The sequence below is a fragment of the Sphingomonas brevis genome (assembly GCF_023516505.1).
Classification (GTDB): Bacteria; Pseudomonadota; Alphaproteobacteria; order Sphingomonadales; family Sphingomonadaceae; genus Sphingomicrobium; species Sphingomicrobium breve.
This window is the reverse complement of sequence record NZ_JAMGBB010000001.1, coordinates 1,124,564-1,139,657: the sequence shown is the minus strand read 5'-3', so window position 1 is coordinate 1,139,657 and position 15,094 is coordinate 1,124,564. Positions and strand designations below refer to the sequence as shown.

At 62.9% G+C, this 15,094-nt stretch carries 15 protein-coding genes, 1 tRNA gene and 1 pseudogene; 11 read left to right on the top strand and 6 right to left on the bottom strand.

The annotated features are described in order from the left end of the window. Positions 1-100 precede the first annotated feature (100 nt). Positions 101-1,228 (top strand): annotated as a pseudogene (locus LZ518_RS13600) (recombinase family protein); the annotation flags it as partial. Positions 1,229-1,747: 519 nt separating this feature from the next. On the opposite strand, the gene LZ518_RS05910 reads toward LZ518_RS13600, so the two are convergent. After that, positions 1,748-1,824 (bottom strand) — tRNA-Arg (locus tag LZ518_RS05910). A 130-nt stretch (positions 1,825-1,954) separates the two neighbouring features. On the opposite strand from LZ518_RS05910, the gene phaR reads away from it, so the two are divergent. From phaR to LZ518_RS05880, 6 genes are all read left to right on the top strand, one after another. Next, the gene (phaR, locus tag LZ518_RS05905) at positions 1,955-2,500 is read left to right on the top strand and encodes a polyhydroxyalkanoate synthesis repressor PhaR (RefSeq protein WP_249915088.1); all 546 of its coding nucleotides are present in this window, start codon (positions 1,955-1,957) and stop codon (positions 2,498-2,500) included. Beyond that, entirely contained in the window at positions 2,497-2,910 is a 414-nt protein-coding gene (locus LZ518_RS05900; protein WP_249915087.1) for a hypothetical protein, read from the top strand. The genes phaR and LZ518_RS05900 overlap by 4 nt, the downstream gene beginning before the upstream one ends. Before the next feature lie 303 nt (positions 2,911-3,213). Then, positions 3,214-3,771, top strand: coding sequence for a hypothetical protein (locus LZ518_RS05895; RefSeq protein ID WP_249915086.1), 558 nt, complete (start codon positions 3,214-3,216; stop codon positions 3,769-3,771). Positions 3,772-3,858: 87 nt separating this feature from the next. Continuing rightward, entirely contained in the window at positions 3,859-5,214 is a 1,356-nt protein-coding gene (glmU, locus tag LZ518_RS05890; RefSeq protein ID WP_249915085.1) for a bifunctional UDP-N-acetylglucosamine diphosphorylase/glucosamine-1-phosphate N-acetyltransferase GlmU, read from the top strand. Between the two features lies 1 nt (position 5,215). After that, positions 5,216-7,039, top strand: a complete 1,824-nt coding sequence (glmS, locus tag LZ518_RS05885) for a glutamine--fructose-6-phosphate transaminase (isomerizing) (protein WP_249915084.1) — start codon at positions 5,216-5,218, stop codon at positions 7,037-7,039. Next, positions 7,036-7,761, top strand: coding sequence for an aspartate/glutamate racemase family protein (locus LZ518_RS05880; protein ID WP_249915083.1), 726 nt, complete (start codon positions 7,036-7,038; stop codon positions 7,759-7,761). The genes glmS and LZ518_RS05880 overlap by 4 nt, the downstream gene beginning before the upstream one ends. On the opposite strand, the gene LZ518_RS05875 is transcribed toward LZ518_RS05880, so the two are convergent. After that, complete coding sequence (locus LZ518_RS05875; RefSeq protein WP_249915082.1) at positions 7,758-8,681, bottom strand: LysR family transcriptional regulator; 924 nt, start codon at positions 8,679-8,681, stop codon at positions 7,758-7,760. The two genes, LZ518_RS05880 and LZ518_RS05875, sit on opposite strands and share 4 nt — an antisense overlap. Before the next feature lie 138 nt (positions 8,682-8,819). On the opposite strand from LZ518_RS05875, the gene LZ518_RS05870 reads away from it, so the two are divergent. The 4 genes from LZ518_RS05870 to alr all read left to right on the top strand — a co-directional run bounded on the left by LZ518_RS05870 (position 8,820) and on the right by alr (position 11,337). Beyond that, the gene (locus LZ518_RS05870) at positions 8,820-9,131 is read left to right on the top strand and encodes a UrcA family protein (RefSeq protein ID WP_249915081.1); all 312 of its coding nucleotides are present in this window, start codon (positions 8,820-8,822) and stop codon (positions 9,129-9,131) included. Between the two features lie 61 nt (positions 9,132-9,192). Then, positions 9,193-9,534, top strand: a complete 342-nt coding sequence (locus LZ518_RS05865; protein WP_249915080.1) for a tRNA-binding protein — start codon at positions 9,193-9,195, stop codon at positions 9,532-9,534. Between the two features lie 51 nt (positions 9,535-9,585). Then, entirely contained in the window at positions 9,586-10,299 is a 714-nt protein-coding gene (locus LZ518_RS05860) for a haloacid dehalogenase type II (RefSeq protein WP_249915079.1), read from the top strand. Between the two features lie 9 nt (positions 10,300-10,308). Beyond that, positions 10,309-11,337, top strand: a complete 1,029-nt coding sequence (gene alr, locus LZ518_RS05855) for an alanine racemase (protein WP_431358213.1) — start codon at positions 10,309-10,311, stop codon at positions 11,335-11,337. Here the strand turns inward: alr and nth are convergent. From nth to dapB, 4 genes are read right to left on the bottom strand one after another with little or no spacing between them, the layout of a single operon-like run. Next, entirely contained in the window at positions 11,306-11,977 is a 672-nt protein-coding gene (gene nth, locus LZ518_RS05850) for an endonuclease III (protein ID WP_249915078.1), read from the bottom strand. The genes alr and nth overlap by 32 nt on opposite strands. Continuing rightward, positions 11,974-13,059, bottom strand: a complete 1,086-nt coding sequence (locus LZ518_RS05845; RefSeq protein ID WP_249915077.1) for a pyridoxal phosphate-dependent aminotransferase — start codon at positions 13,057-13,059, stop codon at positions 11,974-11,976. The genes nth and LZ518_RS05845 overlap by 4 nt, the downstream gene beginning before the upstream one ends. Beyond that, entirely contained in the window at positions 13,056-14,384 is a 1,329-nt protein-coding gene (locus LZ518_RS05840; protein WP_249915076.1) for an APC family permease, read from the bottom strand. The genes LZ518_RS05845 and LZ518_RS05840 overlap by 4 nt, the downstream gene beginning before the upstream one ends. Next, a complete protein-coding gene (gene dapB, locus LZ518_RS05835) occupies positions 14,381-15,094 on the bottom strand; it encodes a 4-hydroxy-tetrahydrodipicolinate reductase (protein WP_249915075.1) in 714 nt (237 codons plus the stop codon). The genes LZ518_RS05840 and dapB overlap by 4 nt, the downstream gene beginning before the upstream one ends.

The following is a 15,094-nucleotide window of genomic DNA, read 5'->3' as shown; positions in this document are numbered from 1 at the left end:
ACCCATCAATCGAGCACCTGCCGACTTGCCTTGAGGTCACGGACGATGAAGTAAGGTTGCTTGACCGGTATCTGGGCCGACAGATTCTCGCCCTGTTTGGATGAGGAGTATCATGGGTTCATCTCTCCCCGCGTCCGTACCTGGGTTTCCGCAAGTCGCTCCGCGAGCAGCAGCCTATGTCCGCGTGTCCACTACTCGGCAGGCTGAGCACGAGACCAGCCTTGCAGACCAGATCGCGGCGATCACCGCCTATTGCGAGGGGCGGGGCATCTTGCTGGTCGACGTGTACCGCGAGCCTGGAGCATCGGCGACCGACGACAATCGGCCACAGTTCCAGTCGATGGTCGAGGCAGCGATTGCTCGCGACCGCCCCTATGATCTGGTGATCGTCCACAGCTTCAGCCGCTTCTTCCGGGATCAGTTCGAGTTCGAGCGCTACCGGCGCAAGCTCGCCAAGGCGAAGGTCGAGCTGGTCTCGATTACTCAGGACGTAGGGGAGGGGGCGACGGGCGATCTCGTCCGCTCGATCCTCAGCAAGTTCGACGAATATCAAAGCGCCGAGACTGCCAAGCACGTGAGGCGCTCCATGGTGTCGAACGCCAAGCAGGGCTTCTGGAACGGCTCGAGGCCTCCGCTCGGCTACAAGGTGCTGATCGCCGAACGGCGAGGGGACAAGGACAAGAAGGTTCTGGCGGTCGATGAGACCGAGGCACCGCTCGTTCGCCGCATCTTCTCGCTCTATCTTGAAGGGGACGGTGAGAGCGGACCGCTCGGGATCAAGAAGATCGCCTCGTGGCTGAACAGCCGGAGCTACCGCTACCGTGGCAAGCCGTTTCACGTCTCCAACGTCGATGCGGTGCTTCGCCGCACCACCTACGCCGGGACCCATTATTTCAATCGCACGGACTCACGCACCGGGGAGCGCCGTCCGCGCGAGCAATGGGTTCCAATGGAAGTCCCGCCGATCATCGACGAGCAAACTTTCCAGACCGTTCAGACACGAATGGCGGAGCGCAATCCCAGACAGACTCCGGCGCGCATCGTCTCGGGGCCAACATTGCTGACCGGCATCGCCAAATGCGGTTGCACCGGCTGCCAAGGCGCACTGACAATCCGAACCGGTAAGTCAGGGCGTTACCGCTATTATGCCTGCTCACGCCGTGCCACTCGAGGCGAGACAGCATGTCCAGGCCGTTCCATCAGGATGGAGAAGCTGGACGGCCTCGTGCTCGACGCCGTTGAACAACGCGTGTTGCACGCGGACCGCCTTCCGAAGCTGATGGAGGCTTTCCTGGAGAAAAGTGACATCTCTGATGCCAAGCGCCGTGATGAGCTTGCCTCGTTGCGGACCGAGAAGACCAACAGCATGGGAGCGCTCAACCGCCTCTATGAGCTAGTTGAGCAGGGGCTCGCTTCGCCTACCGATCGCGACTTTGCCGAGCGCTTGACCCATCACCGCGGGCGAATTGCGTCGCTCACCGGCGATATCGAGGCGCTGGAGCGTCAGCTGAAGCCAAACCAGCGGGCGGTGACGCCGGAGATTATTGGCCGGTTCGGTTCGCTGCTTCGCGAGGGGCTTCGCGGCGACAACCCGACACTGCGCCAGGCCTACGTCAGGCTGCTGATCGATCAGGTCCTTGTTGAGGACGAGCAGATTCGCATTCGCGGATCCCGCAAGGCGCTGGAGCGGGCCGTCGTCGCGACCGCGGCGGGCACTCGCAAAGGAGTGCCCAGTTTTGCACGGGAATGGCGCACCCGACAGGATTCGAACCTGTGGCCTCTGCCTTCGGAGGGCAGCGCTCTATCCAGCTGAGCTACGGGTGCGTGGGCGTCCGCTTAGCTTGGCCCGTCCCCAGCCGCAAGCGCCGAGCTACCGGTGTTTTCGCACACGCGGGAGAATGTTGCGGTGCAGGAAAGGCAGGACTAGGCTTGGTCAAAGCCTAGGGGAGATTGCATGGCTAAGTCCGCCGACCAAAGTTCGACCAAGCGGGTGACGATCAAGAAATACGCCAACCGGCGGCTCTACGACACCGAGAGCAGCAGTTACATCACGCTCGACCGGCTGGCGGCGATGATCCGCGAGGGCCGCGACTTCGAAGTGGTCGATGCCAAGACCGGCGAGGACATCACTCACCAGGTGCTGACCCAAATTATCGTTGACGAGGAATCGCGCGGTTCGACCATGCTTCCGGTCAATTTTCTCCGCCAGCTGATCGGTCTCTACGGCGGCCAGATGCAAGGCGCCGTGCCACAATATCTGGAAGCGGCGATGGAAGCGTTCCAGAAGAACCAGCAGGCCATGGCGGGTGCTTTCGGGCCCAATATGTTCGCCGACCTGGCCAAGCGGAACATGGCAATGTTCGAGGAAGCCGCCCAGGCAATGGCCGGCAAGAAGGCCAAGCCGGCGGCAGGCGAGGGTGAGCAATCCGCCGATGAGATTGCGAAGCTCAAGGCCGAGCTCGCGGCGTTGCAGGCAAAGGTCGACAAGCTCGGCAAATGAGGCTCGTCGCAGCACTAATATTGGTCGCGGCGCCCGCCGCGGCCCAGCAGACGCCATTGACCTTCGAAGCCGGCAAGGCGTTGCCGCTGGCGAATGGCCAATGGTCGTATGTCGCAACCGCGGCCGAATCGATTGCCACGTTCGGGACGCAGCTTCAGCTGCGCTGCGATCGGTCAAGCCGAACTGTCGTCATCAGCCGACTCAACAGCACTCCGGCGTCGTTGACAATCGTTGCGGATTCAACGAGCCGAACTCTTCCGCTGAACGGTCAAGTGCCGGCCAATGATCCCCTGCTCGACGCAATCGCGTTCAGCCGAGGGAGGTTCATCGTAGCGGGAGGGACCGGACCGACGATCGCGGTACCAAGCTGGCCCGAACCGGCGCGAAGCATTGAAGATTGTCGAAACTGACCACAATTACAAGTCTTGTTTATCATCTCCGACCACAACATTCTGTGGTTGCAATCCAGCAGCGAAAGGAGGTGATCCGATGTCTCATGGTTCAGCAGGGAGGTCGGTCCAGTTCGCTTGGAAGGTGATGGCCTAACCAGCCATTTATGTCCTTCCGGGCTTGAACGTCCGGTCGCTGACCATGTTGAAGGGAGCTGTCGTGTGGTGCGGCAGCTCCCTTTTACTTGCGCAAATCTTCGCTTATTTCGGAACCGTTTCGGGCAACAGCCGCTATTGGCGGTAGGATCGAAAAGGGAGGCAGTAATGGCCAAGGCATCGACGAGCCGCACCAAAAGCGGCGGTAGCAACAAAGCGACCTTCGACAAAATCGCCAAGGCGGCGATGAGCCGTGAAATGTTGGCAGCGGGCTTGACCGCAGCGGCGGCAGCGATTGCCGCCAGCCCCAAGGCGCGCAAGGCGATCCGCGATGCGGGCCTCGATGCCGCCGACAGCGCCAGCCAGGCTGCCACGCAGATGATGTCTAATGCGTCCAAGCTCGGCTCGCTCATCGCCGAAGCGGTGGCCGATGCCGCGCAGCGCGTCTTGTCAGGCAAATGGGCCGATGAGGCCACTTCGACTGCTTCGTCAAAGCCGGTCGCGACCAAGTCAGCGCCGCGCAAGACCGGTGCGACGCGCAAGGCGCCTGCTGCCAGGGCAAGGGCCGCATCGAAGACCAAGACGGCGGCCAGGAAACCCGCCGCGAAGAAACCTGCGGCCAAGAAGCCGGCGGCGCGCAAGGCGAGCACTCCCGCCAAGCGGCGCTCAAGCGCCGGTGCACGCAAGCGGGCCCCGGCCAAGCCCAAGGCTCCGGCGGCTAGCTGAACCAGCTAATGTTTGAGCGATGGGCTCCGGTTTGGCCGGGGCCCTTCGTCTATGGAAAAGCCGTAGAGTCCGTGCGATGCGCAGCAAATGACTCAAGCGAAATTCTCGGTCGTGATCCTCGCCGCGGGGCAGGGCACGCGGATGCGTTCCGACACGCACAAGGTTCTCCACCCGATCGCTGGCAAGCCGATGCTGCTGCACTTGCTATCGACGCTTGAGGCGATGGGCGCCGAGCGGCGGATAGTGGTGGTCGGCAAGGGCCGCGAGCAGCTTGAGAAAGCGCTTGAGGGGCACGGCGTGGTGACAGCCTTGCAGTCCGAGCAGAAGGGTACCGGCCACGCGGTGCAGATGGCCGAGAAGGCGCTGGAAGGTTTCGACGGAGCCTTGCTCATCCTCTACGGCGACACGCCGTTCGTTACTCGCGACACGCTGGCCGAAATGCTCGATCGGCTTGCGGCGAAAGACGATCCGGGCGTGGTCGTGCTGGCCAGCTCGCCTGCCGACGGCAAGACCTATGGCCGTGTCATCCTGGGCGACGGCGATCATATCTCGAAGATGGTCGAATATAAGGACGCCAACGAGGCCGAGCGCGCGGTCAAACTGTGCAACTCGGGCATGATGGCGGTCCAATCGAAGGATCTCTTCCGCTGGTTGTCAAAGGTCGGAAACGCCAATGCGGCCAAGGAATATTACCTCCCCGACATCGTCATGATCGCCAAGGATGAAGGCCGCGCGCCGGTGGCGATTGAGGGCGAGCCGTTCGAGACGGCGGGGGTCAACAGCCGCGCCGAACTAGCCGCGCTGGAGGAGGATTGGCAGACCCGCCGGCGGTGGCAAGCGCTGGAGCAGGGCGCGACCCTGATAGATCCCGAGAGCGTCTGGTTTTCGGCCGACACTGAGCTTGGGCGCGACTGCACGATCGAGCCGCATGTCGTGTTCGGCCCGGGCGTGAAGATTGCCAATGGCGCGACCATCAAGGCATTCTCGCACATCGAGGGCGCGATCATTTCGACCGGTTGCGTGGTCGGTCCGTTCGCTCGGCTGAGGCCCGGCGCCGTGCTGGGTGAAGGCTCCAAGGTCGGCAATTTCGTCGAGGTGAAGCAGGCCAATCTTGGCAAGGGCGCCAAGGCCAACCACCTAAGCTACATCGGCGACGCAAATGTCGGCGAGAATGCCAACATTGGAGCCGGAACGATCACCTGCAATTACGACGGATTCGGCAAATATCAGACTGATATCGGGCCGGGCGCGTTTATTGGCTCCAACAGCGCGCTGGTCGCACCGGTAAGCATCGGTGCGGGGGCCATTGTCGGCGCGGGTTCGGTCGTTACCAAGAATGTCGCGGCGGACGAGCTGGCAATCGCCCGCGGCGAGCAACGTGGGTTTGCCGGCTGGGCCGCCCGCTTCCGCAAGTCGCAGCAGGCGAAGAAGGACAAGAAGTAGGATGTGCGGAATTGTCGGGATCGTCGGCCGCGGAGCGGTGGCGCAACGCCTGTTCGATGGGCTGAAGCGCCTCGAATATCGCGGCTATGACTCGGCGGGCATTTGCACAGTGCAGGGCGGGAAGTTCGACCGCCGTCGCGCCGAGGGCAAACTCGACAATCTCGCTCGGGAACTTGGCGCCGAACCGCTGCACGGCGATGTCGGCATCGCACATACGCGCTGGGCAACACATGGCGCTCCGACCGTAGACAATGCCCACCCGCATATCGCTGGTCCGGTTGCCCTGGTCCACAACGGTATCATCGAGAATTTCAAGCCGTTGCGCGATGAGCTGATCGCCGCCGGGCGCACTTTCCTCAGTGAAACCGACAGCGAAGTGGTGGCGCATCTCGTGGCGCGCGAGATTGAAGACGGCAAGTCGCCGACCGAAGCTGTCGCGACCGTGCTGCCGCGCCTTCACGGCGCTTTCGCCATCGCCTTCCTGTTTAAGGATAACCCGGACCAGATCATCGGCGCACGCATGGGCGCCCCGCTGACGGTCGGCTATGGCGAGGGTGAAAACTATCTCGGCTCCGACGCGCTGGCGCTCGCCCCGCTCACTCAAAAGATCGCATATCTCGAGGAGGGCGATTGGGCCGTCGTGGAGCGCGACAGCATCCAGATCTACGATCGCGCAAACCAACCGGTGACCCGCGAAATCGTCGAGTCCGGCGCGACTGCCGCGCACATCGAGAAGGGCAATTACCGCCACTATATGCAGAAGGAGATTTTCGAGCAGCCGGTCGTCGTCGGCGATACGCTCCGTTCCTATCTCCGACCGTTCGAAGGCAAGGTGGCGCTGCCCGATTTCGACTTCGACCTGTCGACGGTCAACCGCGTCACCATCGTCGCGTGCGGAACCAGCTATTACGCTGGCCTTGTCGCCAAATATTGGTTCGAGCAATTCGCCCGCGTGCCGGTCGACATCGATGTGGCGAGTGAGTTCCGCTACCGCCAGCCGGTGCTGGAGCCGGGCGGGCTAGCGCTGTTCATTTCGCAGAGCGGGGAGACCGCCGACACGCTGGCGGCACTGCGTCACGCGCGCGAGGAAGGGCAGACGATCGCGGTAGTGGTCAATGTCCCGACCAGCTCGATGGCCCGAGAGGCGGACCTGCTGCTCCCTACCCATGCCGGGCCGGAAATCGGCGTTGCCTCGACCAAGGCCTTCACCTGCCAGCTGGCAGTGCTGGCCGCGCTTGCCGCCAACCTTGCCCGGGCCAAGGGCCGGCTCAGCGAGGCCGAGGAGCAAGAGATCGTCGCTCATCTCCAGGAAGCGCCGGAGGCGATGAACCAGGCGCTTGGCCATGACGACGATATCGCGGAGCATGCGCACCTGGTCGCTCCGGCACGCGACGTCCTCTATCTCGGCCGCGGTCCGGACTATCCGATGGCGCTTGAAGGCGCGCTCAAGCTCAAGGAAATCAGCTATATCCACGCCGAAGGCTATGCCGCCGGCGAGATGAAACATGGTCCGATTGCGCTGATCGACGACCTGGTGCCGGTGATCGTGCTGGCACCGTCAGGCCCGCTGTTCGAAAAGACCGTCAGCAATATGCAGGAAGTCCGGGCGCGCGGCGGCAAGATCATCCTGATCAGCGACGCCAAGGGGCTGGCCGAGGCCGGCGAAGGCTGCGTCGCGACGATCGAAATGCCGGAAGTGCATCCACTTATCGCGCCGCTGGTCTATGCAGTGCCAGTGCAGCTCCTTGCCTATCATGTCGCGGTCGCAAAAGGCACCGACGTCGACCAGCCGCGCAACCTGGCCAAGTCGGTCACGGTCGAATGAAGCATATCGGCATCCTGGCGCACAGCTTCGAAGGCGCAGCGCTGTGCTTCCGCACTGCCTGCCTGGAGGGCGTGAAGCGGTTGGGACCGCATATGCACCCCGAAATCACCATGACGTGTAATGCGATGGCGCTAGTGCTCGACGCTTGGGATCGCGGCGATAACAAGACGCTACGCGGCTTCTTCATGGAGGACGCCAAAAAGCTCGCTGCGGCCGGCTGCGACTTCTTCGTAATTCCGGACAATACGGCGCACATCGCCATGGAGAGCGAAGGCGATCCATTCCCGATCGCCGGTCTCAATATCGGCGAGGTTGTCGCCGATCAGGCACAGCGCGCGGGTCGCAAGAAAGTGGGAATCCTCGGCACTCGGTTCACGATGGGAGGTCCTGTTTATCCGGGCGCATTCGGGCGCCGCGGAATCGATTGGGCGGTGCCTGACGAGGCCGACCGCAAACTGGTCGATGACATCATCTTCGACGAACTGTGCCTCGGAGTCTTCTCCGACCATGCTCGAAATACCTATGTGGGCATCATCGAAAAACTGAAGGCTGACGGTTGCGATGCAGTGGCGTTGGTCTGCACCGAAATCCCGTTGCTGGTCAGTCAGGAGGATTCGCCGCTACCGATCCTGGATTCCACCCGACTATTGGCTGCCGTTGCGATCGAAGTTGCGCTTGGCGAGAGGCCAATGCCGGAATGGCGGGGCGGCCCGATCGGCTAGGCAGCAGCGTCAGCTGCGCGTTCGTCCAGCATTCTAATGTGCCTGGAAATTTTATCGTAGAGGAAGTCGATCACAACGCGCACGCGCGGCGCGCGGCGGACCCGCTCATGCGTTACAAGCCACATTACGCGCCCGTGCCCGCCCTTCGGCGGCACGCATTGGACGAGCTCCGGGTCGGCGTCGGCAATGACACGCGGCAGTACCGCAATGCCGAGGCCGGACCGGATTGCCGACATCATCCCGATAGCGGATGCGTGGTGCATGATGACCCGGTCATCCAGGCCAAGGTCGTGGAGCCAGGCTGAATAGGCGCGCCACAGCTTGGGTCCTCCACCGCCAATAAAGGCGTGCTTCCTGAGTTGCGCCCGGGTGTGCGGCACGCCGTGCTCGGCGGCGTAGCCGCGGCTGCAATAAAGCGTCCAATCGTCGTCGCACAGACGGCGCCCGACGACGCCCGGACCGATATCGCCATAGGCGCTGCGAAGGGCGATATCCGCTTCGCCTTCGCCCAACTCTCGGAAGTCCTGGCTGTCATCGAGCTCAATCATGATGTCCGGATGCCGCTCATGCAGCTCCCGCAACATCGGTCCGAGCAAGTGGACCGCGAAAATCTCCTGAGTGGTGATGCGGACGATGCCGCTCGCATCGCGGTTCTGCGCAGCGGCCGCGTCGGCGAATCCGGAGGCGGCAGTCTGGACCTGGCGGGCGCGCTCAACCAACTCGTCACCAGCGGCCGTGAGAGCGTATCCGGCCTGGCGCTTTTCGAACAGGGTAAGGCCCAGAACCTCTTCGAGGGCGGCGATCCGCCGGGCAACCGTAGTCTGGCTGACCCTGAGTGCCCGGCCGGCCGCTAGCGTGCTTCCGCCGTCGGCGACGGCAAGGAAATATCGAAGGTCGTTCCAATCGAGCATCGCGGCCATGGTAGCGTGCTTGCTCCTTCGGGCATTCTGCGATTTTGCAGAATGATATCACAACATCGTTGCTTTTGGAAACTGATTTGGCGGCATAAATGGTTGGTCACGCCGGGTGATCCGGCCCCATCAAAAAGGGGAAGTGACATGACCAAGATTTTTTTCGCAGCGCTACTGGCTTTCACCACCACGCCGGCGCTGGCCGAACAGCCTGCTCCTGCAAGCAGCATCGTGCGGGTCGCGGACCTCGATCTTTCGACGAGCAAGGGCCAGCAGGCGCTTGACCATCGCCTGACACAGGCCGTGAAGGAAGTATGCGGTACCGCCTCGCCGTCCGACCTGGCCGGCCAGAATCGGGTTCGCGATTGCCGCGTCGACACACTGGCCAGCCTTTCGGCCGAGCGCGAGCAGCGAATTGCCTCAGCTTCCGGCAGCCCGATCGAGATTGCTGCCCGTTAGTTGACTGCCCATCGCATTTCCGGGCCAATGGACGCACCAGTCCGTTGGCCCGGAGTCACATGTGACCGAAGTGATTAATTTTGACGAGTTCCTAAAAGTTGACGTCCGCGTCGGGACGATCGTCGAGGCTCTACCTTTCCCCGAGGCGCGCAAGCCAGCCTACAAGCTTCGCATCGATTTCGGCGAGGAGATCGGCATCAAGCGCTCCTCCGCGCAGATCACCATCCATTATGAGGCCGGGAACCTCGTCGGCCGCCAGGTTGCGGCCGTCGTCAACTTCCCTCCGCGCCAGATCGGGCCATTCATGTCGGAAGTGCTGACCCTCGGATTTGGCGATTCAAACGGCGATATCGTCCTGATCCATCCCGAACGCGCGGTCCCCAACGGATCGCGAATGTTTTGATGTGGAAATGGACTCTTGCCGCCATCTACGGCGGCACCTAGTTCCGCCCAAATGAAACTCTCGCAGTTCACCACCCTCAGCTTCGACTGTTACGGCACACTGATCGATTGGGAAGCCGGGCTGTCGGACGCGCTCGCGCCGCTTCGAGAGCAATCCGCTGTCTCCGGCGACGCCATCCTCGAACGCTTTGGCCGAATCGAACATGAGCTTCAGGAGGAATCTCCCGGCCTGCGCTACGCAGAGCTGTTGGCGAGGGCGCACGAACGGCTATCGGCCGAACTCGGCATTGCTTCCGATCCGGGAGGCGCACTCGCCTTTGGTCAGTCGGTTGGGGATTGGCCCGCCTTTGCGGATAGCGCCGAAGCATTGGCCTATCTGAAGGGGCATTTTCGCCTGGTGATCCTGTCCAACGTCGACCGTCAGAGCTTCGCCGGCAGCAACCGGCGGCTCGGCGTGCAATTCGACCACATCTTCACCGCGGAGGAGATTGGCTCCTACAAGCCCGATCCGCGAAATTTCCAATATCTGCTCGATCGGATGGGCGAGATCGGGGTCGAGCGCGGCCAGCTGCTCCATGTCGCACAGAGCCTGTTTCACGACCATGTCCCGGCTAACAGCTTTGGAATTGCCTCGGCCTGGATCGATCGCCGGGCGGGCAAAGGAGGCGGCGGTGCGACGGTAATGCCCGATCCGCTGCCCCGATATGATTTCCGCTACACCTCGCTCGGCGAACTGGCCGAAGCGCACCGAGCCGAGATCGGCTAGGACCTGGCCGTGCACCACGCGCTTCGCCTCCGCCTCGACTCCCGCGCCCTGACGCATAATTGGCTGTGGCTTCAGCGCACCGCTGGCGTGCCGGCCGGGGCGGCGGTCAAGGCTGACGGCTATGGCCTCGGCGCGGTAGAAGTGACGCGCTTGCTGGGCGACGCAGGTTGCCGCGATTTCTTTGTCTCGACCTGGGCAGAGGCCGACGCGCTTGGGCCCCTTCCCAACGGCTGTGAGCTTGTTGTGCTGCACGGCATCGGTCCTCAAGATCTGGAGGCGGCGCTGGCAAGCCATGCACGCCCTGTCCTCAATAGCCGCGAACAGGTCACGCGATGGAAGGAAGCCGCGCCTGGCCGCGCGTGCGACGTCATGGTCGACACCGGTATGAACCGGCTCGGCCTGCGCACCGAAGAGCTTGATCAACTCGACGGCCTCGAAATCCATACGCTGCACAGCCATCTCGCCTGTGCCGATGAAGACAGTGCAATGAACGCGGTCCAGCTCGGGCGGTTCGCGGCCGTGGCGACGACGGTGCCTGCCAGGCGCTATGCACTGGCCAACAGCGCAGGCATCTGCCTCGGCCGTGATTATAGTTTCGGGCTCGTTCGTCCCGGCCTCGCTCTCTATGGCGGAGTGCCGCGCGAAGAAGCGGAAGGCCATATAGCGCAAGTCGCTTATCCCGAAGCCGAGGTCGTTCAGCGCCGGACGATCAAGGCCGGTGAAACTTGCGGCTATGGCGCGACCTGGACTGCGGCCGCTGACACCGAAGCGGCGATTATCAACATCGGCTATGCGGACGGCTATCTGCGCTGCTTCGCCGGCAAGGGATCGGCCAGCATCGACGGCAAGCTGCTGCCGCTGATCGGCCGGGTGTCGATGGACCTGGTTGCGCTCGATGCCAGCGCGTTACCGGATTTGGCCGAGGGCGATTGGGTGACGCTCGACTATGACCTGCCCGCTGCCGCGGATGCGTCGGGCCTTTCGCAATATGAACTGCTGACCGGGCTTAGCGAGCGGCTGGAGCGGCGCTGGACTTAGATTTCGGCGCCGGCGTCTTCGGCTTAAAGGCGCACAGGTCCGCGACCGGGCAGCGCCAGCACTCAGGCGTCCGCGCCTTGCAGATGTAGCGACCGTGCAAGATCAGCCAGTGGTGGGCGTGGGTTAGGAACGGTTCGGGCGTTACCTTTTCCAGCTTCAGCTCCACCGCGAGCGGATCCTTGCCAAGCGCCAGGCCGGTGCGGTTCGACACTCGAAAGATATGCGTATCGACGGCAATCGTCGGCTGGCCGAAGGCGACGTTGAGCACGACATTGGCAGTCTTCCGGCCAACCCCAGGCAACTTTTCCAGCATCGCGCGCTCTCGCGGCACTTCGCCGCCATATTCGTCGACCAGGATGCGCGCGGCGGCCATCACATTCTTGGCCTTCATGTTGAACAGACCGATCGTCTTGATGTGCTGCTTCAGGCCTTCTTCGCCGAGTTCGAGCATTGCTTCCGGCGTTTTCACATCCGCGAACAGTTTGCGGGTCGCCTTGTTGACCCCGACGTCGGTTGCCTGCGCCGAAAGCGCGACCGCAACCAGCAAGGTGTAGGGGTTCACATATTCCAGCTCGGTCTCCGGCGTCGGATTTGACTCCGCCAGGCGGCGATAGAATTCGAAGATGTCGGCTTGCTTCATGCGAATTCGTCCAGCGCCAGTTCAAGCCGCTTGAGGCCTTCGTTCACAATGCCGGTCTCGCCGCCCAGGCTGACGCGGAAATGATCGGGCATGTCGAACCATCGCCCGGGAACGATCGACGTATCATATTTCTCTCGGAGCAGCGCATCGAGCGGCTCGGTATCGCCGCCTAGCCAACGTGGAAAGGCGGTTACGCCATGTTCGGCGGCCATGCATAAGAGGTCACGGCGCGTCGCGATGAATTCGTTGAAAAGGGCACGATTGCGCGCCAGCCGTTCGAACGTTCCGGCGGAAACCTCGCCCAGATGATCGAACGCGAAACTGGACAGGGTTTCCGACTGGTGCGGCTGGTTGACCCCGAACAGGTCGTTCAAGCGCCACATCCGTTCGGCAAGCCCGGCCTCGGCCAAAATCCATCCGCAACGAAGGCCGCTGAGACCATAGACTTTGGTCAGGCTGTTCGTGATGACGAATTGGGGACCCAGCAGCGCCGAAGTCGCCCGCGGCGGAACGGCACTGTCCAGATAGACTTCATCGACCAACACATGCGCGCCGCAGCGCTCGGCAATCACGCCGATCGCGCGCATGTCTTGTTCGTTGGTCAGGGCGCCGCTCGGATTATGCGGATTGGTAAGCGCGATCAGCCTGGTGCGCTTCGACGCTTCGGCTTCGAGCTGGTCGATATCCAGGCGAAAGCCATTGTTCGCCTGCCGCTCGACCCAGCGTACGTCGGCGCCGAGAAAGCGCGCGGAAGCCAGCATCGGCTCATAGGCCGGCCGCTCGAAAAACACTTCGTCGCCTGGGGCAACCAGCGTCGCCATCGCCAGGAAATTGGCCATCGACGTGCCATTGGCGGTGACGACCATTTCCGGGGAGGCGCCATATCGTTCGGAAATCGCGCGGCGCAGCGGGGCGTAGCGAATATGGCTGGCTCCATCGAGATCGAGATCGGCGATGGTCAGCGGAAGACGGTCGAGGCGGAAGTGCGTCACGTCGCTTGACGACAGGCTGTAGCGCACCGGACGCTGATACTTGGCCCAATGCATATAGCCGGACTGCATGGCGCCGCGGCCAATGCTCATGGGGTGGGGCGCCCCTTGCGCTGCCAGTACAGGCAGGCGGGAATGCCGGCGGCAAGGATTGCAAAGCCGATCAGGCTATTGCGGGGATTGCTGGCCACGGTGGCAATGACGATCAGCATGCAGGCGAGCACGAAAAACCCGGTAATGAACGGATGTCCGGGCGCGCGGAAACCGCCTCCTTCCGGATCGCGGCGGCGAAACACGAACAGCGCAACGCCGGTCAGTCCGAAGAAGATGAAGTCGACCGACGTTACATAGCTCAATATCTGGCCGTAGGTGCCTGACAGGGCGATGGCGATGGACGCTGCGCCCTGCAGCAATATTGCCATGACCGGTACGCGGGTGGCCGCACTGACTTCGGCGATCTTGCGGAAGAACAGCTTGTCCTCGGCCATTGCAAAATAAACGCGCGGAGCCGTCAGCATTCCCTGGCTCAAAAACCCGAGCGCGGAAATGGCGATACCGAGCGCGATCAGCGTCGCGCCCTTGCTGCCCAACGCCAATCGCATGACGTCAGCGGCGGGCGCCGCGGAGTTGCCAAGCCCTGACGGCCCGAGCGCATAGACGCAGACGAACGCGACCGCCGTGTAGAGGATCACAACCCCGGCGACGCCCCACAGAAGGGCGCGCACAAGGTCGCGGCGCGGGTCGCGCATCTCGGCCGCGACAAAGCTTGCCGTCTGCCATCCGCCGTAGGAAAACATGACCGGAGTCATTGCGGCGCCGAATGCCGCGACCATGCCGGCCGAAGAAGTGCTGGGTGGCGGCGCGACGTAATCGGGGTTTGCCGGTGCGAACCACCAGCCGGCGAGTACCAGGAAGGCGATGGCGGCAATTTTCAGCATCATCAGGCCACTTTGCACGGTCCCTCCGGCTCGGACCCCGAGGCAGTTGATCGCCATCAGCAACAGCAGCACCGCGACCGCGACGACATTCTCCGGAAGCGCCAAGGCAGTCAGCTCGCCGAAATAGCGGGCGAAAGTGATCGCTACGGCCGCCATCCCGCCCGACTGAATCACAAGCAGCAGTGACCAACCGTAGAGAAAGGCGGGCTTTGGCCCAAATGCATCGCGCAGATAGGCATATTGGCCACCGACATAGGGTCGCCGGTCCGCCAGCTCGGCATAGACCAGCGCGCCGGCCATGGCGATCACGCCGCCGAGGAGCCAAACGCCGATAATCAGCCCCGGCGTATCGACGTGCCGCGCAACTTCGGCCGGATTGACGAAGATGCCCGATCCGATGATGCCCCCCATGACCAGCATGGTCGCGTCGAATGAGCCGAGGCGGCGAGCAAGGCCGTGGCTGGACGGTTCGCCGCTCATGCGGCGTCGATGACATCGCGCATTGAGTAAAGGCCGGCCGGCTTGCCCTTGAGGAACCGCGCCGCAACCAGCGCCCCACGCGCAAAGATCGACCGGTTTTCGGCGCGATGGGACAGGATCAGCCGTTCATCAGGTCCCAAGAACAGTACGTCGTGATCGCCGGCGACCGTTCCGCCGCGGATAGCCGAATAGCCGATTGCCCCGGTTTCTCGTTTCAGCCCGGTGCCGTCGCGGCCCCGTTCCTCCGGCAATATTCGTCCGCGCCCGATCTCGGCGGCCGCACCAAGATGCAGGGCCGTACCCGACGGAGCATCCGCCTTCTTCTTGTGGTGGGCTTCGACGATTTCGATGTCCCACTGATCCTCGCCTAGGATGCGAGCAGCGCGGGCGGTCAAGTCAGCCAGCAGCGCGACGCCCAGCGAGGTATTGGGTGCTTTCAGAATTGGGATGGCGGTTGCCGCTTCCGCGATCAGGTCGTCATGTTCCGCGATCAGCCCGGTAGTGCCGATCAGCAATGGCACGCCGGCGCTTACAGCCCGATCGAGACTGGCACGCAGCGCATCCGGTGCCGAAAAGTCGACCAGCACTTCGCCGGAATCATTGGCGAGCTCAAATGCCGGATCCTCCGCGATGGCTGCCCTGATCGCTTGCCCCATTCGGCCATCGGGCGCGAACAGGGCGATGCGGACGGGCTGTTGGTCGGTGCGCAT

What these genes read in the sequence shown, in the direction of transcription:
- phaR (WP_249915088.1), top strand. Translation starts at nt 1,955, where the DNA reads ATGGCTAAGTCCGCCGACCAAAGTTCGACCAAGCGGGTGACGATCAAG.
- LZ518_RS05900 (WP_249915087.1), top strand. Translation starts at nt 2,497, where the DNA reads ATGAGGCTCGTCGCAGCACTAATATTGGTCGCGGCGCCCGCCGCGGCC.
- LZ518_RS05895 (WP_249915086.1), top strand. Translation starts at nt 3,214, where the DNA reads ATGGCCAAGGCATCGACGAGCCGCACCAAAAGCGGCGGTAGCAACAAA.
- glmU (WP_249915085.1), top strand. Translation starts at nt 3,859, where the DNA reads ATGACTCAAGCGAAATTCTCGGTCGTGATCCTCGCCGCGGGGCAGGGC.
- glmS (WP_249915084.1), top strand. Translation starts at nt 5,216, where the DNA reads ATGTGCGGAATTGTCGGGATCGTCGGCCGCGGAGCGGTGGCGCAACGC.
- LZ518_RS05880 (WP_249915083.1), top strand. Translation starts at nt 7,036, where the DNA reads ATGAAGCATATCGGCATCCTGGCGCACAGCTTCGAAGGCGCAGCGCTG.
- LZ518_RS05875 (WP_249915082.1), bottom strand. Translation starts at nt 8,681, where the DNA reads ATGGCCGCGATGCTCGATTGGAACGACCTTCGATATTTCCTTGCCGTC.
- LZ518_RS05870 (WP_249915081.1), top strand. Translation starts at nt 8,820, where the DNA reads ATGACCAAGATTTTTTTCGCAGCGCTACTGGCTTTCACCACCACGCCG.
- LZ518_RS05860 (WP_249915079.1), top strand. Translation starts at nt 9,586, where the DNA reads ATGAAACTCTCGCAGTTCACCACCCTCAGCTTCGACTGTTACGGCACA.
- nth (WP_249915078.1), bottom strand. Translation starts at nt 11,977, where the DNA reads ATGAAGCAAGCCGACATCTTCGAATTCTATCGCCGCCTGGCGGAGTCA.
- LZ518_RS05845 (WP_249915077.1), bottom strand. Translation starts at nt 13,059, where the DNA reads ATGAGCATTGGCCGCGGCGCCATGCAGTCCGGCTATATGCATTGGGCC.
- LZ518_RS05840 (WP_249915076.1), bottom strand. Translation starts at nt 14,384, where the DNA reads ATGAGCGGCGAACCGTCCAGCCACGGCCTTGCTCGCCGCCTCGGCTCA.
- dapB (WP_249915075.1), bottom strand. Translation starts at nt 15,094, where the DNA reads ATGCGCACCGACCAACAGCCCGTCCGCATCGCCCTGTTCGCGCCCGAT.